We start from the raw sequence: 17,923 nt of genomic DNA, 5'->3' as shown, positions 1-17,923 counted from the left end.
TCATTTTATTTTATATAAAATTATTAAAAATAAAGCAAATTAAAATATCTTAGCATCTAGTCCATAATATTCTCCAACTATCTCTAACAGTTGCTTATAATGATTATTCATCTTCATGATAATCAAGTTTCTGATTTATTATATGAAGCTAAAATTTATAACCCTTTTTTAATAATTGCAGATACAGCATATGACTCAGCAGAATGGTTTGAAATTGCCTCAAACCTAGAATTTAATTTTTTAACTGATGTGAATATGCGTAAAGCTAAAAGTATTGAGTCGTTTACTGATAGACGCTATGAAAATGCTTTGTTTCTCGAATCTCCCATAGGGATGAAATTATATAAAATGGGTTCTATTAGCTTACTTAATAGATGAATTTAATAAAAAACTTCAAGGAATAAAATCTAGAAAATATCCTTGGAATCAATAATTCCTAAGAATATTTTCTTAAGCAACTATTTGTAAAAATTAGTTATTCAACAACCTATATTAATATATCTCTTCTTATTTTTTTAAATATCCATTTTTAGTGTACTATAATAGATAACCCTAGATATATAGTTACTTCAAAGCAATAGTACACAAGATTCTTTCTGTACTATTAGTGAACTTAATGTACTGATATTATTTTAAGCCCCCCACATTTCCTATAAAATCTTATAAAAAATTACTACACCACAACGCCCTCAGTTATATACAAAAAATCTGTAAAATGAATTTTTAGAATTACTTTTATAGGATTCTTACTCATAACCGCGGCGCTTTTACTTGGTCGTATCAAATGCTCCGCCCTCCTTTCTTTGATTTTGAGCATAAAAAAACACATAATTCATTTTAGAATAATGCGTTTTAGGGTTCATATACAGTTTAAAAATTGTATTCTAAATTATGTTTCTACTATCTGCGACAAATTGAACTTTATCGTCCTTCTAAAAAGTATCTATTAGCTTCATTTGTAAATGTTGTAGGGGTCCATTCTTTTTTCTGAAATGACTCAGCGCTTATAACGTCAAGTAAATACTTGTCTAATGGTAATCTATCTTTTATTTTCAAGATGTGTAATCCATCCCTTGTACCAAGACCATCTTTTATGATTAATTCCGCATCAAAATATATTCTAACTCCAGGTATATATTTTATATCTGGAGTTATACAAACAGATCCTAACTGTCTTGAATTTACAACTAATTCTCCACATCCTTCTAATACATCCAACATAACGTAATCAGAATAATCATCTGGCTCTAACATCGGTTTAAGCCCAATCTCTAATATACTTATTCCCTGCTTCTTTAGTTTATTTGGAGATAATAATACACCAGATTTTTTAATGCTCTCCCAAGATTCTTTTGTAGTACTATGCACTAAATATTTTCCATCGCTTTCTCTAAATTCATTATCCGAATGAAAATTATCAAACATCTTAAGAACCTCATCAAAATTTACATGCTTAGGTAAACTTAATATTACGTTTCTTCTATGTTTTGTTTCATAAGTCAAATAATCAAATAATCTTTCATATTTAGAATCCACTTCCGGATTCACCTGAACAACATATACCCTAGTATTCTCATATATATTACTATGATGTCGAATCTCTTCATCGTAAATAAATACTGACCATTCTTTTCCATAATACCCCGTTGTAGTAAATGGATTTAATCTTGTTGGATTCCATCCAATTGGTGCTTTGTATATTTTACACATAATATCCTCCATGCTACTTTCTCTCTTCCATTTATTTAATATAAATAATCTACACCACGAAATTACAATTTATTTGTATGTTATCCAAATAAATTTTACTCAATACTTATTCACCATTATATTCCAATTATAACATATTCTTTAACCTGTGTATTCTTAAAAATTTCATTTAGGGAAAATTGTGTAACTAAATGAGGGCTGTGTGGTGTCACGTTCCACAGTAAGTAACCACCAGCTCAGCTGGTGGCTTTTATTATACCCTCTAAGGGCACGTTACCAGCAGCATCTATTGATTCCGCCAGCCGCATTTAGCTCTCTAGCAACCCTTAAAAGGGTCTTCGTACTCTTTAGTTGTCATATTATCTGACATCTTATCTTCGTTTTCTTGTTCCCTTATATATTTTGCGATTGTTGCTTTGTTTAATCCAACAGTGCTCACAAAATAACCTTTCGCCCAGAAATGCCTATTTCCATGCTTGTACTTTAAATTGGCATGTCTATCATAGATCATCAACGAGCTTTTTCCCTTGAGATATCCCATAAAACTTGAAACACTAAGTTTTGGTGGTATGGATACCAACATATGTATATGATCCACACATGCGTGGGCGTCAATTATATCAACATTTTTGTATTTGCACAATTGTCTCAGTATCTGTCCAACATCTTGTCTTATTTTCCCATATATAGTTTTTCTCCTGTACTTCGGTATAAAAACTATATGGTATTTACAACTCCATTTTGTATGTGATAAATTATCTTCGTCCATACGGATGTCCTCCTTTTGATTTTAAATTCGGTCGGCGAAACTCTACTTATTATAATTATCAAAAGGAGGACTTTTTTTCATTCCCACCGCTAAAGCTCTTCGATGCTCACACGCAAAGCGTGTGGTTTATGAGGAGCAACTACCTAATACATTGCTCCTAAATAAAAATACCAACGATTTAGCTTTCTCTAAACCGTTAGTATTACTACTTTTATGGTGCACTTGGTGGGATTCGAACCCACGACTTCTGGAAATATATAACATGGTATTTATTGCTATTAAGTAGTCATAAATGGCTTTAATATGTCCACTAATATATTCCATATTATTAAATATTACTGTCCAATGTTATTGGATAAGGGGCAAAACTGGGGTAAACTTATACTTACTTTTCTTTAAATCTAGAATCATAATCTTTAATCTTTATTTGTTTCTACATATTTCTTTGCAAATTCTTGAATTTTTATTGGTACCATAACTATCTCCTTTGTACTTTTATTAACACCGATAAATGTATTTTTACCTTAGTTATATAAACTCTGTAATATAACAATGATATTTTTAAAATATTTTAATGTACCTATAATCTATTTCACAGCTTCTTTAAATACATAGTATTGATGTGGATCTGTAGTAGATGATGCCACTTTCTTTAATATACCTTTATCAGCAAGACCATTTAGCACAGTTCTTGCATAAGTAGAACTTCGCTTTATTAGCTCTGCAAAATCCTTAGTATATAATTTTCCTGTTGAATAAGCCATTTCAATAGCTTTTTTCTCATTATCAGTGAACTTATTCCAATCAATATCTATTAAATAATTTACTCTCTCTGTACGTCTTTGCCTTCTTGTCATAATATTATTCTTAAGCAGAAGCGATACAGAATAACTTGGTTCATCATAAATAGGATCATCAAGAAAATACTCTTTCATTTCCTTATATATTCTCTTTACACCTTCTCCAAGTTCTCTTACCCATCCTAGTTCAGTTAAAACCCTTGCTATTCTTGGATTTCTTGAATATCTAACTTCTCTTATATTTTCTTTGTTTACTATATTAGGGAATTTCCCAGGGCTTTTTATTTCTAATCTATCATCATACATAAATATTTTTGTATCATCACCTTGGATATTATATGCTCTATGAGTAATAGCATTAATTATCCCTTCCTGCCATGCAAACTCTGGATATTCTGGAATAGTAATAAACTTTCCATTCAAAGGGTTAAGTGTTGTAAATTCTCTTAATTGTGCTTTTACTACATTCTTTAACATTTCTATCTGCTTTGGAAGTGGTCCTTCAATCATTTCCTGCTTTATAATGTTCATCCCTACACCAACTTCTGCACTACTTCCTTCATATCTAAAAAATCTAACTCGTGCATTAGGCAAAAATATGCTTGGATTTTCAGCAAATAATAACACTGCTGCAACTGTAATTTTAGCACCTTCCTTACTTCTTCTAGCTAATCCTCTTGCATAAAGAAGTCTTTCATAATCAGATCCCGTGTATTTAACTGCCTCTGCATAACTTTTTAGTACATCTACATCTAAATCTTCCATAGTACAATTTTCTATTATCTTATCTTCAAAAAGTCTTTCCCCTTTATCATATTCAAGATTTAATCTTTGTTCAAAATTAAGCTTTTTATTTTCATCTCCAACTCTTAAAAAAACTTCATCTGATATAGTTTTATGAACTTTGTCTATGCTTGGTTCAATATGAATTATAAGTATCCTATCATCAGTACCATTATCTTTTACTATATCTAAATATTCATAATTTGCTTTAATTGCTGGTATACATTTATCGAAACTGCATTGAATGAAGTCATTTATCTTTATGTTTCCTTGATTATTTATACCCACCAATTTACCATCCTCAATACCTATAGCCACTTCTCCACCATCAGCATTAGCAAAAGCAATTATAGTCTCTACTAGTTTATTTATTTGTATCTTAGATGATTTTCTGTCAAAGTACTGCCCTTCACCCGTATTTATTATTTCTTCTAATGACATTTTAATATTCATTAAATATTAAAGCCTCCTTTCTGTTTCAAGTATATTTAATTTACTTTCAAGTAGATTTATATTTTTATAAGTAAAATCACTTCAATTACTCTTTAGAATTAGTTCTAAAGCTTTATTTACTTTAAGTAGCAACAAGTTTGTGTTAAGTAGACAAGCTTTTTTTATAAGTAGCTCAATATATACCTATATTCTACCCTAAAAAGCATAACTCTAATATACTTTTTACTTATAAGTAACTTTTAATTTTTTTCAAGTAGAATTTGATTTGCTTTTAAGTAAAATTTATCTTTATTTTAGTGTCTTTTATTTTTTAAATTAATTATCATCTTTATCCTTTGCAAAGATCATATCTAAATACTTATCCCAATACCCATTATCTCCTTCAAATTCTTTTAGCAAAAAATACATCATTAATATCTCTATATACTGCTTTTTACCTTTTATATATGGTTTACTAGAAATCTTCGGATATAACAAATCAATACCAAACAAATTTGTTTTCTTAGTATAATCATAATCATATTTTCTGTATGAATTTTCAACTTTCTTTTTATGTGTCCTGGGCCACATATCATCATTATCAAAAAATTTATTCAAGTATGAGTATACAAAAGCCTCTATATTTGACCAAAAAAATATATTATCTTTTCAAACCCAAGTCAATCTAGTTACAAGATTCTTTATAAATGATACTATCACCATTTAAACTTCAATTGTTGTATAAAAAAATCCCCTAGCGGGGACTGTGAGTTTTGTGAATTTAAAACGGAAAAGGTTCATCTTCATCAATCCAATATGAACCTTCCTTCGTTTTCTTTTCTCCTGAATAATAAAAATCTGCATTACAATTAGGGCACTCCATTACTGGCATTCCCCTTCTTTTACATTCCTGTTCTGAATTGTATTCCTCATCACAAAATTCATCCATATCTGCAAACTCATCTACGATATCGGCGGGAGCCCACTCTGAGTAACTGCATTTATAGCATTGATATTTGTAAAACTTCTCTGTGTACTTGTGTAGTATCTTCTTTTTGGGGCTCATATAATATATCCTCCAAATTCCTAGTTTCCTTTATATCATATATCACCCCATAGTCCTTATGCCATATTCTCCACAAAATTTTTTCTGTTCCACGCTTATTGCATTTTAACGGATTTATACCAAAACTATCTATTATTCTCTCTTTCCAACTTTTCTTAATTTCACTTGACTTACTTTCATTAAGTAACTCTCTTATCGAAACTTGCTTAATAAAATTATAGAGATATACTATTTGCTTTGATATTTTATTTCTTCTCCTTGAATATATCCCATAACTCCTTACAGTTTTAAATCCTTTTGGAGATATATGTTGTGTTATTTTCCCTATAAATTCTAACACTCCCATTCTAACTCTAACTTTATGTCCATCATCATGGTCTTTATACCAAAATGTTACTTTTTCTCCATCATACTTCAATTCTATATTCAGCTATCGCTGCTCGAGCTAAATATCTACTATATACTTAACAGCTTGCCTTGTGTCATTTAATCTTCTCTTAGCATTAACATAAAAACCTTTAGGATATTCTCTATACATCCTACTTATTAATTGCCTAGTTTTATAGCAGTCAAAATGCTTTTTTATTATATTTAACAATACTCTTTGCCATGATTTCTTTAAATACTCATATGGTATATAATCTACTGGTTTCCACCAATTAATATCTTTATTAATTGCGCCTTCTGTAACCAAAGCATGTACATGTGGATTCCATTTTAAATCACTACCGAAAGTATGAATAACTGCAATAACACCACCTTCATATTTTACTTTCTTATCCTTTTCATACCAATATTTAATTACATCATATACACCATCTTGTAATTCTTTTAAAAGTTCTCTCCTCTTATAGAAAAACTTCCTTAAATCATCTGGCATTGTAAATACACTGTGCCGATGACCTACCCTAAGCATATTCTGCTGTTGCTTTTCCGCCCACTTTAATGTATATAACCTGCCACATTTATTACAAAATTTACTCTTGCATGTGAATGGAACTTTAGTTGTATCCCTACATTCTTCACAAATATATTGTGCAAATCCATTTTCAATATTACCACAACTAATAGATTTGCTAACTAAATTATCTACATGCTCTCGCATGATTTCGGGAACCTTGTACCAATACCTTACTTTAAACTCATTATACTTGTCTATTAATATTTCTTTTACTGTTATTTTCTTATCCAATCTATTCATACCATTAATTATATCAAGTTATCCACAGATTCCAAATCTATAATATCCTATAGAGTGAAAAAGCATTACTCTCCCACTATTCAGACAACAAAAACTTACAACAGTGAGCGTGATATTCCTCTTCAAGCTAGTTTAGTTAATATATTTACAGAAATAGCAGAAAAACAAAAAATTCGAAAATTAGAGGTTGGAAATAGTTATATAGATAATGATTTAATATTTTGTAATGAAATTGGTCAGCTGATAGATGATAGTAATTTAACTAGATCATTTTCTAGATTTCTAAAAAGAATTGGAGTTGAATATAAACACATACATTGCTTAAGGCATACTTATGCTACTAAGCAGTTTGAAAATGATATTCCTTTAAAGACTGTTTCTAAATTATTGGGACATAGTACTATCAATATAACTGCTGATACCTATACTCATGTATTAAAAAGACATAAAGATAGAACAATTGATATCCTAAGCACTTTCTAGTGTGGAAAAAGTGTGGAAAAAACAAGAATACCAACTATCTAGAAAACCTCTAAATAGTTGGTATTACTTGCTTTATGGTGCACCTGGTGAGATTCGAACTCACGACTTCTGGATTCGAAGTCCAACGCTCTATCCAACTGAACTACAAGTGCATGTTTATTTATATATAAATAAAAACAACTGATACCAGTTGTTTTTTTGGAGCGGGTAGTGGGAATCGAACCCACCTTTCCAGCTTGGAAGGCTGGAGTATTACCGATATACGATACCCGCATATATATTTATATTATTTCATGTATGGAGCGGAAAACGGGATTCGAACCCGCAGCCTCCACCTTGGCAAGGTGGCACTCTACCGTTGAGTCATTTCCGCTCATTTGGTGCAGATGAAGAGAGTCGAACTCTTACACCGTAAGGCGCTAGATCCTAAGTCTAGTGCGTCTGCCAATTCCGCCACACCTGCATAAACAAAAATTTGGTGGCTTACCCGGGAATCGAACCCGGGACACCATGATTAAAAGTCATGTGCTCTACCGACTGAGCTAGTAAACCGAAATAATGGCTGGGATGGCAGGATTTGAACCTACGCATAATGGAGTCAAAGTCCATTGCCTTACCGCTTGGCGACATCCCAATATGGAATTAACTGTAAAGCTTATTCCTAATATCCTAGATTTTCACTAAAATATATTTACCATGGTGCGTCATCAGGGATTCGAACCCTGGACACCCTGATTAAGAGTCAGGTGCTCTACCAACTGAGCTAATCACGCATATTATTATTGTAAACATATTATGGAGCGGGTAGTGGGAATCGAACCCACCTTTCCAGCTTGGAAGGCTGGAGTATTACCGATATACGATACCCGCATGTACATTTTATATATTTTTACATGATGGAGCGGAAAACGGGATTCGAACCCGCAGCCTCCACCTTGGCAAGGTGGCACTCTACCGTTGAGTCATTTCCGCTCATTTGGTGCAGGTGAAGAGAGTCGAACTCTTACACCGTAAGGCGCTAGATCCTAAGTCTAGTGCGTCTGCCAATTCCGCCACACCTGCATAAACAAAAATTTGGTGGCTTACCCGGGAATCGAACCCGGGACACCATGATTAAAAGTCATGTGCTCTACCGACTGAGCTAGTAAACCGAAATAATGGCTGGGATGGCAGGATTTGAACCTACGCATAATGGAGTCAAAGTCCATTGCCTTACCGCTTGGCGACATCCCAAAATGGGGTGAACGATGGGACTCGAACCCACGACAACCAGTGCCACAAACTGGCGCTCTACCAACTGAACTACGTTCACCATCATGGTGCGTTTTAAGGGATTCGAACCCCCGGCCCACGCCTTAGAAGGGCGTTGCTCTATCCAGCTGAGCTAAAAACGCATATTATAATATTTATGTTACAAACTTTAAGTTTGTATGGAGCGGGTAGTGGGAATCGAACCCACCTTTCCAGCTTGGAAGGCTGGAGTATTACCGATATACGATACCCGCATAATCAAAAACTTAATCAAAAATTAGTTTTAATGGTCGGGGTGACAGGGATTGAACCTGCGACCTCATGGTCCCAAACCACGCGCGCTCCCAACTGCGCTACACCCCGATTTTAATGGTGCGTTTTAAGGGATTCGAACCCCCGGCCCACGCCTTAGAAGGGCGTTGCTCTATCCAGCTGAGCTAAAAACGCATATTATAATCTTGTCATGTTTCTTTTTCAGACGAGTATTATTATACAACATATACTCTATTTTGTCAATCTGTTTTGTTTTCAGAACGGATTTAATTTTAACCCGTGCTTCAAACTTTGTCAAGCTCTTTTCTTACTAACTTTGATATTTAAGTTTTTATAATGGAGCGGGTAGTGGGAATCGAACCCACCTTTCCAGCTTGGAAGGCTGGAGTATTACCGATATACGATACCCGCATAATTAAAAACTCAAATCAAAGATTAGTTTTAATGGTCGGGGTGACAGGGATTGAACCTGCGACCTCATGGTCCCAAACCACGCGCGCTCCCAACTGCGCTACACCCCGAAGGTCTTGACCGATTTTAAGCTTTGCTGCTTATCTCTCAGCGACAATGATTATTCTACAATATGAAATCTGTTTCGTCAATACCTTTTTTAATAATTTTATAATAAATATTTTACTTAATGGAATTTAAATGATTTTATATCCATGGAAGTACTTTCTTTCAAATTTATTCAAGCACAGAATTAACGATTCATGCTAAGCTTCATTACCTTATCAACTTCCCCAAATTCATAATTTTTAAGATACATATTTGAATCAATTTATTATCCTTAACCTACATTCAAGCAATTCATTTATTCTCTTATTTCCTTAAAGTATGTATCAATATCACTATTGTCGTTTATATTTATAAATCCAACATATCTTCCTCTAAATCTTGGCAATGACACACTTCCTGGATTCATTAATATAATACCATTTTCTTTTTCTAATAATTGTTCATGGGTATGCCCAAACAAAACAACATCAGCTTCCACTTCCCTGCCTCTATAATAAATATTATTTATAGAACTTTTAACTCCATATAGATCTCCATGAGTAAAGAATATTTTTCTGTTATTTACTTCTATAATTCCTTCCTTTGGATATTTCCCTGAATAATCACAGTTTCCTGCAACCGCATATACTTTTCCATTAAAATTATCTTCTAATATTTGTACATCTTCAATATTATCACCTAAATGTATTAATATATCAGCTCCTTTTATTAATTCCTTAGCCAGTTTAATATATTTAGTTATTCTATGTGTATCACTTACAACTGCAATTAGCATAAAATTTCCTCCTAAACTCCTTTATTAATTATATTGCTGCAATAATAATATTAAGTTATATGATGACACGTTATCTTTTCTAATAAATACTGTTTGTTATATACCAATATAATTCTTTTTTATTAGCTATACTAACTTATATAATATCTTTTTTAATTTTTTTAGCGCTAATCCTCTATGGCTTATTTCATTTTTTTCTTCTGGTGATAATTCTCCAAAAGTTTTGTTTAATGGCTCGTAGAAAAATAATGGATCATATCCAAATCCACCTTCACCTTGTAACTCTTCTATAATATATCCTTTCACATCTCCAAGAACACTAAAATATTCCCCCTTATCTGTAAACATTGCTAATTGGCATATAAACTTAGCGCTCCTATTTTCCATACTTATACCTTTTAAATTATTCAAAAGCTTTTCATTATTCTTTTTATCATTCCCATGTTCCCCTGCATATCTTGCCGAATATATGCCAGGTTCTCCTCCTAAATAATCAACTGAAAGTCCTGAATCATCTGCCAATACAATAAAGTTTTCGTCTCCTCTTCTTAATAGGTATTCATATATTTCTTTAGCTTTCTTTTTTGCATTTTCTTCAAAGCTCTTCCCGTCTTCAACCACATCTATATCAATATTCTCATCTTCTAAAGATTTAACTTCTATATCTAATTCTTTTAATATGTCTTTCATTTCTTTTATCTTTTTTTTATTATTGCTAGCTAATATTAATCTTTTCATCGCTTTCTCCTCATTTCTTCAAAATAAAATCAATTCTATTTCTTATACTATAATACAATTTAACTTAAGCAACTGCATTTATTAATAAAAATACATAAAGATTTTACAAAATAATCATTTTTAAGCAATTATTCTACATTAAATAGTTCATCTCTTTTAGGTGGCTCTACTTTTATTTCTTCTTCATTATCAACTAAAATCCCCTCACGCTCACATATCTTCCCTATTATGCTGGCACTTATACCTTGTTTATTGAGTCTTTCAACCAACTTCTCTCCACTTTTAGTGGTAATAAGCATGCTTCCAGATGATATGAGTCTAAGGGGATCTATTTTAAATTCTTCGCAGACTTTTTTTGTTATTTCAAGCACTGGTATTCTATCTTTATATATTTTAAATCCTTTATTTGATGCCATAGCCACCTCAAATAACCCTCCAAGAAGACCGCCTTCTGTTATATCATGCATTGAATTCACTCCAAATTCTCCGCCTATCTTTCCCTCTTCTAAAACGCTGATTTCATTTATTAAATTCTTCCCAAACTTTATTTCTTCTTCAGATAAAATTCTTTTTATTCTATTTTCATATTCATTTATTAAAATATGAGTCCCTTCGATTCCTATACTTTTCGTTACTATTACATCATCATTTATTTCTGCCCCTGCTGTTTTGACTGATTTACCTTTTAAGTTCTTTCCTATGACAGTAACCGATATAACCATTTTATTAACTGCGCTGGTTACTTCTGTATGTCCTCCTATGATTTCAACATTAATCTTAGCTGCTTCCTCATCAATTTCATTCATAACTTTATTTATATCCTCTAAGCTTGCAGATGTAGGTGCTAAAATAGTAACTAAGATCCCTATAGGCTCTCCCCCTGATGAGGCAATATCATTGCAATTTATATGTACAGCTAATTTTCCTACATTTTCGCTTGCTCCAGTTATGGGATCTGTAGAAAATATCCCTTCATGTTCTCCAAAATCAATTATTGTACAGTCTTCTCCGACATCATTTCTAACCTTTACTTCATTTCTCTTAACTGTTTTATTATTTAATATGATACTTCTTAGATCATCAAAATCTAATTTTCCTTCCTTCATTATAAAAAAATCTCCTTTTATTTTTATTTTATGCACCTTCTATTTACTAACTTCATATTAATGAATAAGATGAGAATTTTGTGAGAGGTGTTTTATACATTGAGATATATAGGACCATTTTTTAGGATGAATAGTCTTTCCCAGCAAGAAATCAGTGGTCAGCTATTTCACTTATCAAAAGAATCCATAAAAACTTTAGTATTGAACTCTAAATGTGGTCTTTTGGCACAACTTAGAACTTCAAAAAAATCTTCTATAGATGATATTAGCATATTAAATAATTTTTCTCCACTATTGTGCATATATAGAAAAGCTTCCCCTGTATTTATTCACAGTAAAAGCTCTCATGGTTTTGATGAATCTAGCTTTAAAAAAGAAATAAATCCTTCTACAAATGCTTTTATGACATTATCCTTACTTGAATTAAGTGAATATTATTCCCATTTTAATGATGGCAAAAGAAATATTTCCTCACTCGAAAAACCATTCAGATACCTAGCAAAGGAGCAATTACAATTCTACTCTGAAAATTTGCGAAACAATGAGGGATTATTTGTTAGTAAAAAAAATATGTCTGATGGTAATTCAAAGGGTTTTTCTTTAGTCGATAAAGATGATAAATTTAAATTTGCAGACCAAGCTTTTATGATGGATAGTTACCTATTATACTCCAATTATAATAAATCCGACAATGACAGTGAAGAATACTCTAAATTTTCCCACGAAATCTTGGATATGTTTAAAGATTATAAAACTGTATTATATGATTTATCTTTCAATGAAGGTGTGGAAATTTTTCTTGCACTAAATATATTTTATAAATATTCTTCTGATGATGATGCAAGAAAACTTATTTTAGACTTAGGTGACTTTTTAATAAGTAAGTTTCAAGACAAAGATTATTATTCAGATTCAATAGATAATTGTGCGTTGTTTGCTATATGTCTAATGGAAGCTTATAAACATACAGAAATGATTTCCTTTAAAGATGCTGCTAAGGAAATAGTTGATAAATTAATTAACCTATATGATATGGATAAAAATATATTTGTTAAACTTTCTGATAAAAAAGACTCTAAATACTCATGTCTCGAAGTTGCTTTTTATCTTCTTTGTCTAATTATGTATTCTCTTCAAGAAGATAAATCTACTGAATTAAGACCAATAATTTCAGGAATATATAGAAAATTTTTTGTAAATGGCGGCCTTTTGACAAGCTGGCCTGAAGCGCCGACTTTAGATGAAGTGGAAAGATATAGAAGACTCAGCTTGCATTCTGCTGATATGCTTGATGAAACATATTTTAGAATGCCTGTATTACCAACTCCAAAAAGTGCAGGTTTAGCATCTATATTTGTAAAAAGTTTAGATTATTCAAAAAGAAAGGATTCTTTAAGTTCAAAAAAAACTTCTCTTGATAGTAATAGGAATATGTTTATCTTCTTTTTGATTATTTATTTATTTAAAGACATGGTGGAAGATTTCATGGAATTTAATTTACCTATAGACTCAGAAAAGACAACCGAATCTTTAAATATTAACAAGCCCCAAAGCACCTGTCATAATTATTCTCTGGTTAAAAATTCAGTTTCTGATAATATAAATAAAAAATCATACTTAGATGATGATAATATATACTATTCAACTATTAATGCTCAATTTGCTAAAGAATGCATTAATTCAGACGAATCTAAACCTAAAAACCTGTTATCTTCAAAAAAAATTGATAATATTCCTATGTTAAGCAAAGATAATATTAAAAATGTTAAATTTTCTCCTCCTCCAACTAGTAAAAAGAATAAGAAAAATAAAACTCATCATCCTAAGAAAAAGAAACGTTAATTTTAAGATGAAATCAAAATATGTAAATTTAGTACGCATATTCAGAGAATATAATTTATCTTTGAATATGCGTTTAATATAACTTCAATCAGTCAATTGTCTCAAAATCTATATTTCCATTTCCATCTAACTTTAATTTTGATATCTTATCTGAAATAGCTATATTTTCATTATAAAACACTAAGGGAAGTATATCATAATTTTGAAATAGACTTTCTTCCAAGTTTGAATAGTCGCTTCCTGATTTACTTGCTGTACATTTTTCTAAAAGTTCACTCTGTCCTCCCGTTAAATACGCTTTTAGATTCGAATAAAAATTTAACTTGTTAAGTGAATTAGCTTCTTCATTAATTAAAATCATATCATATCTTTTTTTCAATTCTTCATCTTCAAATTCTTCTTTTACCGCACTATATTTTATAGTTATATTTGTATTATTTTTAAACCACTCCTGGATTATTCTACATAAGTTTCTATTTTCATTAGTATCTTGACATAATATTGTTAAAACCTGAGGGGCATTCCATTCACCTTCTTTATTACTGACAACCTTTCTTGCCTGCAATTTAGTCAAATCCTGCTTATCTTCCCTAAAATAACTCCCTTCTGCAAGCTCAAACTCGTTACTATTAGAATTTTCATACTCCTCAAGAGCCTTACACACATTATTATAGATTTCTCTCCTTCCTTGAAGTGGTGTAGAATCGTCTTTATCATTAATAACTAAATATGCTGCCTGATTTTCTGGGACCGTTATTATTTTTTTCTGCTCAGCTAATTTATTAATTTCACTTTCTGGAGGATTTATTACTATATCTCTTTGTTTTACCTCATATGATGCCATAGATGCTTCCACGTTTGCATCACTTACTATACTAATATTTGATATACTGCTAGCTTCATCACTTTTATTGTTCTTTGTTAGTTCTAGTTTATCATCGCTTATAGAATCAATGCTGTACTCTCCTGAATAAACTAATTTATCATAGTTATTTTTTATATTCCGCCACATTACGAGATACTTTCGTAATCTGTATTGTGGTTTAGTTAATTCATTTAAAAACTCATCATCTTTCTTATTTAATCTGATTATAACAGAATTTCCACTTTCTCTTATTGCAACACCAGTATCAAATGTAATCTTCCCATCTTTAAATTCCTTGGCTCCATACACATTAAGTAATGCTTGTATATTTTCTTCATCTTCTTCTTTTAATAATTCCTTAAAAAATGTGACCACATCATTCGGTGTTATCTGGCTTCCGTCACTCCAAAAAATATCATCTCTAATTTTAAACTCATATTGAATTCCGTCTTTATCTTTTATAATTTCGCTTGCTAAAGAAGGTTTTATTTCATTATTTTCTCCTTTTGAAACTAATCCTTTACTTACTGCACATATAATATCCTCATCACGCTTAGATAGTTTAGTTACTTTTTCTAAGTCTTCAGGAATTTGATCTATACCATAACTTATAGTTTCTTCTGAATTATTATTAGATACATTGCTGCTCTCTTTATCTATAAATCCTAAACAAAATAAAATAACTAAAGTCAGCATGATCATACTGAAAAAATATTTTTTCATAATTACACCCTTTACCTTTATTTATATTTCATATTATTACCACAAAATATTTCTTCTAATCAAAAAGACTGACCTAAAATAATCTTAGATTATTTTAGGTCAGTCTTATTAATTTAAAGATTTTATAAATTATCTATTATATATATGTTGCAATAATAAAATTACATTTAGAATGCCTATCTGCTAAGTAAATATCCAGATGTCAAATGTAGAAAATAAATTGCGACATATATATTTAGATTTAATAATGAATATTTACCTGCTAGCAATCTATTTCTCACTTCATATTAACTATCTAATTTGATTTATCATAAAAAAAATCAATGAAATTGATATTCCTAAACTAAATATGAAATACACTATTCTTTTTTTCCCTGTCTCAATAACAAGAAATCTAATTGCTAATATTATCATTGTAATGCAAACACCTATTTGTACGGGTAAGTATGAATTAAAAATTAATCCAACATAGTAAAATTGATATGTTGTCATAAAGGTACAAATTATTAAGATGCTTGTTATAAACGCTGCTGCAAATCCAAGCAAATTTATTAATTTTTTCATACTTTACCCCCTTAATATTTTCTCAAATTCCTCTTCCGAAAGAACTTTAATTCCTAATTCCTGTGCTTTAGTTAATTTCGATCCAGCTGCTTCTCCTGCTATCACATAATCTGTTTTTTTACTAACACTTCCTGCAACTTTAGCTCCCAAGCTTTCTAGTTTATCCTTTATTTCAGTTCTAGAATAATTTACAAGTGAACCTGTAGCTACAACAGTCTTTCCTTCAAAAGGATTTTCTATAACTTCTTTTTCTATAAACTTAGGACTAACTCCTAAAGCTAATAATTCCTCTATAGTCTCTAGCACCTTTTCTTCTTTAAAGAATGCAACAACACCTTGTGCAACTATATCTCCTACATCCTTAACTTCAACTAATTCTTCGAAAGAAGCATTTTTTAATCCCTCTATGGATTTAAATCTATCAACCAAATCCTTTGCTGTTTTTGCACCTACATTCGGTATTCCTAAAGCATATATAAATGCATCTAATTCACAATCTTTACTTTTTTCAATGGCTTCTAAAAGATTTTGTGCCTTCTTAGCGCCAAACTTTTCTAAACCTATCAATTCTTCTTCCTTTAATTTATATAAATCTGAAATTGACTTAATATTAAGCTTCTCAAACAACTGCTCTGCTGTCCTTTCTGAAAAGCCAGCTATATTCATTGCTTCTCTAGATGCATAATGAACTATGCTCTTTACTAATTGAGGTTTACAAGATAATGTATTTTCGCAAAAATAGTGTGCGCCATTTAAAACCAAGTGACTTCCACATGCTGGACATGTTTCTGGAACTGTTATTTCTTCTGAACCTTCTAAAGATTCTGGTACAACGCCCATTATTTCAGGTATAACATCATTACTTCTGCGTATAAATACTTCTGCTCCGATTCTAACACCTTTTCTTGCAATATCGTCCATATTGTTAAGGGTAGCCCTTTTAACTGTGACTCCTGCAAGTTCAACTGGTTCAAGTATCGCTGTCGGACCGACTCTTCCGCTTCTTCCAATATTCCACTCAACATCTAAGAGCTTAGTTATCGCTTCTTGAGCTTCAAATTTATATGCAATTGCCCATTTAGGAAATTTGATTGTATAACCTAAAAGTTCTCTAGTTCTAATATCATCTATTGCAATTACTAATCCATCAATATCATAATTCAAATCAAATCTGATGCCTTTAATATAATCAATCTGCTCCTGAATCTCCTCTATGGAAGAACATACTTTAATGTACTCATCAACTGGTAAGCCTTGTTCTTTTATAAATTTCATCATTTCTAAGTAGCTTTTAAATGGAGTTCCTTCCTTATATCCAACATCATAAAAGAACGCAGATAAATTTCTCCTAGCAGTCTCTTTTACATTAAGATTTCTTAAAGCACCTGCTGCTCCATTCCTTAAGTTTTTTAATGGGGTATCAGAGGCTTCATTATATTTATCAAAGGCCTCCTGAGTCATTATTGCTTCTCCGTGAACTTCTAAAGTATCTTCACTTTGAATTTTAAGCGGAATTGATTTTATCGTTTTTACCTGAGCCGTTACTTCTTCTCCGATGCTTCCAGTTCCTCTTGTCGCCGCAATTTCTAGTATACCTTCCTTATTATATGTTAAATTAATTGTTAATCCATCAAACTTTTTGGTAAGTACATATTTTAAATCCGGCAGATTTTCGCCCCTGTTTCTCATTTCTTCAATGAACTTAACGTTTCTATTATGCCAATCTATAATTTCTTGCAGGCTTTGAGCCTTATCCAAGCTCCAAAGCTTTGCTTTATGAGTATACTTCTTAAATCCTTCAAGAACTACATCCCCAACTCTTAATGTTGGAGAATATGGAAGTATGTATCCTGTCTCTCTCTCTAACTCTTGAAGTTCATAATATTTTTCATCATAATCCTTATCACTTACAGAAGGATTATCTAGAGAATAATATTCATAAGAGTATCTATTTAATTTTTCCACGAGCTCTTTTATTCTTTCAATTTTATCCACAATTAATCCTCCACAATTATCACTAGAA

General features: G+C 31.3%; 14 protein-coding genes, 19 tRNA genes and 1 pseudogene. 3 read left to right on the top strand and 31 right to left on the bottom strand.

Annotated elements, in window-relative coordinates; all coding sequences use genetic code 11:
• Positions 1–99: 99 nt before the first annotated feature.
• Positions 100–378 carry a hypothetical protein gene (locus tag CDLVIII_RS03505; RefSeq protein WP_009168058.1) on the top strand — a complete coding sequence of 93 codons (279 nt, stop codon included), beginning with the start codon at positions 100–102 and terminating at the stop codon, positions 376–378.
• 543 nt (positions 379–921) lie between these two features.
• On the opposite strand, the gene CDLVIII_RS03500 is transcribed toward CDLVIII_RS03505, so the two are convergent.
• The 6 genes and pseudogenes from CDLVIII_RS03500 to CDLVIII_RS31795 form a co-directional block, all read right to left on the bottom strand.
• Positions 922–1,710: a hypothetical protein gene (locus CDLVIII_RS03500; protein ID WP_009168057.1), complete on the bottom strand. Its 789-nt coding sequence runs from the start codon at positions 1,708–1,710 to the stop codon at positions 922–924.
• 316 nt (positions 1,711–2,026) lie between these two features.
• Positions 2,027–2,479 carry an IS200/IS605 family transposase gene (gene tnpA / locus CDLVIII_RS03495; protein ID WP_009168056.1) on the bottom strand — a complete coding sequence of 151 codons (453 nt, stop codon included), beginning with the start codon at positions 2,477–2,479 and terminating at the stop codon, positions 2,027–2,029.
• Positions 2,480–3,066: 587 nt separating this feature from the next.
• Positions 3,067–4,515 (bottom strand): ATP-binding protein, encoded by a 1,449-nt coding sequence (locus CDLVIII_RS03490; protein WP_009168055.1) that lies wholly within the window; start codon positions 4,513–4,515, stop codon positions 3,067–3,069.
• Positions 4,516–4,830: 315 nt separating this feature from the next.
• Complete coding sequence (locus CDLVIII_RS03485) at positions 4,831–5,112, bottom strand: hypothetical protein (protein ID WP_083825304.1); 282 nt, start codon at positions 5,110–5,112, stop codon at positions 4,831–4,833.
• Between the two features lie 163 nt (positions 5,113–5,275).
• Positions 5,276–5,443 carry a hypothetical protein gene (locus tag CDLVIII_RS31020; RefSeq protein WP_009168054.1) on the bottom strand — a complete coding sequence of 56 codons (168 nt, stop codon included), beginning with the start codon at positions 5,441–5,443 and terminating at the stop codon, positions 5,276–5,278.
• 52 nt (positions 5,444–5,495) lie between these two features.
• A pseudogene (locus CDLVIII_RS31795) lies at positions 5,496–6,665 on the bottom strand (transposase).
• Between the two features lie 150 nt (positions 6,666–6,815).
• Between CDLVIII_RS31795 and CDLVIII_RS03470 the strand changes: the two are divergent.
• Complete coding sequence (locus tag CDLVIII_RS03470; RefSeq protein WP_050816225.1) at positions 6,816–7,244, top strand: tyrosine-type recombinase/integrase; 429 nt, start codon at positions 6,816–6,818, stop codon at positions 7,242–7,244.
• Positions 7,245–7,319: 75 nt separating this feature from the next.
• On the opposite strand, the gene CDLVIII_RS03465 is transcribed toward CDLVIII_RS03470, so the two are convergent.
• The 22 genes from CDLVIII_RS03465 to CDLVIII_RS03360 all read right to left on the bottom strand — a co-directional run bounded on the left by CDLVIII_RS03465 (position 7,320) and on the right by CDLVIII_RS03360 (position 11,906).
• Positions 7,320–7,396, bottom strand: a tRNA-Arg gene (locus CDLVIII_RS03465).
• Between the two features lie 47 nt (positions 7,397–7,443).
• Positions 7,444–7,517: transfer RNA gene (locus tag CDLVIII_RS03460), tRNA-Gly, on the bottom strand.
• Between the two features lie 25 nt (positions 7,518–7,542).
• A tRNA-Gly gene (locus tag CDLVIII_RS03455) sits at positions 7,543–7,617 on the bottom strand.
• Between the two features lie 5 nt (positions 7,618–7,622).
• Positions 7,623–7,707: transfer RNA gene (locus CDLVIII_RS03450), tRNA-Leu, on the bottom strand.
• 13 nt (positions 7,708–7,720) lie between these two features.
• Positions 7,721–7,796 (bottom strand) — tRNA-Lys (locus CDLVIII_RS03445).
• 7 nt (positions 7,797–7,803) lie between these two features.
• Positions 7,804–7,878: transfer RNA gene (locus CDLVIII_RS03440), tRNA-Gln, on the bottom strand.
• 63 nt (positions 7,879–7,941) lie between these two features.
• A tRNA-Lys gene (locus tag CDLVIII_RS03435) sits at positions 7,942–8,017 on the bottom strand.
• Positions 8,018–8,040: 23 nt separating this feature from the next.
• Positions 8,041–8,114, bottom strand: a tRNA-Gly gene (locus tag CDLVIII_RS03430).
• 27 nt (positions 8,115–8,141) lie between these two features.
• Positions 8,142–8,216 (bottom strand) — tRNA-Gly (locus CDLVIII_RS03425).
• Between the two features lie 5 nt (positions 8,217–8,221).
• Positions 8,222–8,306: transfer RNA gene (locus CDLVIII_RS03420), tRNA-Leu, on the bottom strand.
• Positions 8,307–8,319: 13 nt separating this feature from the next.
• Positions 8,320–8,395 (bottom strand) — tRNA-Lys (locus tag CDLVIII_RS03415).
• A gap of 7 nt (positions 8,396–8,402) precedes the next feature.
• Positions 8,403–8,477 (bottom strand) — tRNA-Gln (locus CDLVIII_RS03410).
• Between the two features lie 3 nt (positions 8,478–8,480).
• Positions 8,481–8,556: transfer RNA gene (locus CDLVIII_RS03405), tRNA-His, on the bottom strand.
• A 5-nt stretch (positions 8,557–8,561) separates the two neighbouring features.
• Positions 8,562–8,638 (bottom strand) — tRNA-Arg (locus CDLVIII_RS03400).
• 37 nt (positions 8,639–8,675) lie between these two features.
• Positions 8,676–8,749, bottom strand: a tRNA-Gly gene (locus CDLVIII_RS03395).
• A gap of 33 nt (positions 8,750–8,782) precedes the next feature.
• Positions 8,783–8,858: transfer RNA gene (locus CDLVIII_RS03390), tRNA-Pro, on the bottom strand.
• Between the two features lie 7 nt (positions 8,859–8,865).
• Positions 8,866–8,942, bottom strand: a tRNA-Arg gene (locus CDLVIII_RS03385).
• A gap of 163 nt (positions 8,943–9,105) precedes the next feature.
• Positions 9,106–9,179, bottom strand: a tRNA-Gly gene (locus tag CDLVIII_RS03380).
• Between the two features lie 34 nt (positions 9,180–9,213).
• Positions 9,214–9,289: transfer RNA gene (locus tag CDLVIII_RS03375), tRNA-Pro, on the bottom strand.
• Positions 9,290–9,582: 293 nt separating this feature from the next.
• Complete coding sequence (locus tag CDLVIII_RS03370) at positions 9,583–10,062, bottom strand: metallophosphoesterase (RefSeq protein ID WP_009168053.1); 480 nt, start codon at positions 10,060–10,062, stop codon at positions 9,583–9,585.
• Positions 10,063–10,188: 126 nt separating this feature from the next.
• Positions 10,189–10,800 carry an XTP/dITP diphosphatase gene (locus tag CDLVIII_RS03365; protein WP_009168052.1) on the bottom strand — a complete coding sequence of 204 codons (612 nt, stop codon included), beginning with the start codon at positions 10,798–10,800 and terminating at the stop codon, positions 10,189–10,191.
• Between the two features lie 128 nt (positions 10,801–10,928).
• Complete coding sequence (locus CDLVIII_RS03360; RefSeq protein WP_009168051.1) at positions 10,929–11,906, bottom strand: AIR synthase family protein; 978 nt, start codon at positions 11,904–11,906, stop codon at positions 10,929–10,931.
• 99 nt (positions 11,907–12,005) lie between these two features.
• Here CDLVIII_RS03360 and CDLVIII_RS03355 point away from each other — a divergent pair, with 99 nt between their 5' ends.
• Positions 12,006–13,748, top strand: coding sequence for a hypothetical protein (locus CDLVIII_RS03355; RefSeq protein ID WP_009168050.1), 1,743 nt, complete (start codon positions 12,006–12,008; stop codon positions 13,746–13,748).
• Between the two features lie 88 nt (positions 13,749–13,836).
• On the opposite strand, the gene CDLVIII_RS03350 is transcribed toward CDLVIII_RS03355, so the two are convergent.
• From CDLVIII_RS03350 to ligA, 3 genes are all read right to left on the bottom strand, one after another.
• Positions 13,837–15,336 carry an ABC transporter substrate-binding protein gene (locus tag CDLVIII_RS03350; protein WP_009168049.1) on the bottom strand — a complete coding sequence of 500 codons (1,500 nt, stop codon included), beginning with the start codon at positions 15,334–15,336 and terminating at the stop codon, positions 13,837–13,839.
• Positions 15,337–15,627: 291 nt separating this feature from the next.
• Positions 15,628–15,900, bottom strand: coding sequence for a hypothetical protein (locus tag CDLVIII_RS03345; protein WP_009168048.1), 273 nt, complete (start codon positions 15,898–15,900; stop codon positions 15,628–15,630).
• Positions 15,901–15,903: 3 nt separating this feature from the next.
• Positions 15,904–17,898, bottom strand: coding sequence for an NAD-dependent DNA ligase LigA (ligA, locus tag CDLVIII_RS03340; RefSeq protein ID WP_186005583.1), 1,995 nt, complete (start codon positions 17,896–17,898; stop codon positions 15,904–15,906).
• Positions 17,899–17,923: the final 25 nt, after the last annotated feature.

The sequence above is a fragment of the Clostridium sp. DL-VIII genome (assembly GCF_000230835.1).
Classification (GTDB): Bacteria; Bacillota; Clostridia; order Clostridiales; family Clostridiaceae; genus Clostridium.
This window is presented reverse-complemented; position numbering and strand designations above follow the sequence as displayed.

Bases quoted from the DNA above. Each gene is read 5' to 3' on its own strand.
- CDLVIII_RS03500 (WP_009168057.1), bottom strand. From the start codon at position 1,710: ATGTGTAAAATATACAAAGCACCAATTGGATGGAATCCAACAAGATTA.
- CDLVIII_RS03505 (WP_009168058.1), top strand. From the start codon at position 100: ATGATTATTCATCTTCATGATAATCAAGTTTCTGATTTATTATATGAA.
- CDLVIII_RS03345 (WP_009168048.1), bottom strand. From the start codon at position 15,900: ATGAAAAAATTAATAAATTTGCTTGGATTTGCAGCAGCGTTTATAACA.
- CDLVIII_RS03370 (WP_009168053.1), bottom strand. From the start codon at position 10,062: ATGCTAATTGCAGTTGTAAGTGATACACATAGAATAACTAAATATATT.
- CDLVIII_RS03490 (WP_009168055.1), bottom strand. From the start codon at position 4,515: ATGAATATTAAAATGTCATTAGAAGAAATAATAAATACGGGTGAAGGG.
- CDLVIII_RS03350 (WP_009168049.1), bottom strand. From the start codon at position 15,336: ATGAAAAAATATTTTTTCAGTATGATCATGCTGACTTTAGTTATTTTA.
- CDLVIII_RS03360 (WP_009168051.1), bottom strand. From the start codon at position 11,906: ATGAAGGAAGGAAAATTAGATTTTGATGATCTAAGAAGTATCATATTA.
- tnpA (WP_009168056.1), bottom strand. From the start codon at position 2,479: ATGGACGAAGATAATTTATCACATACAAAATGGAGTTGTAAATACCAT.
- CDLVIII_RS31020 (WP_009168054.1), bottom strand. From the start codon at position 5,443: ATGGATGAATTTTGTGATGAGGAATACAATTCAGAACAGGAATGTAAA.
- CDLVIII_RS03365 (WP_009168052.1), bottom strand. From the start codon at position 10,800: ATGAAAAGATTAATATTAGCTAGCAATAATAAAAAAAAGATAAAAGAA.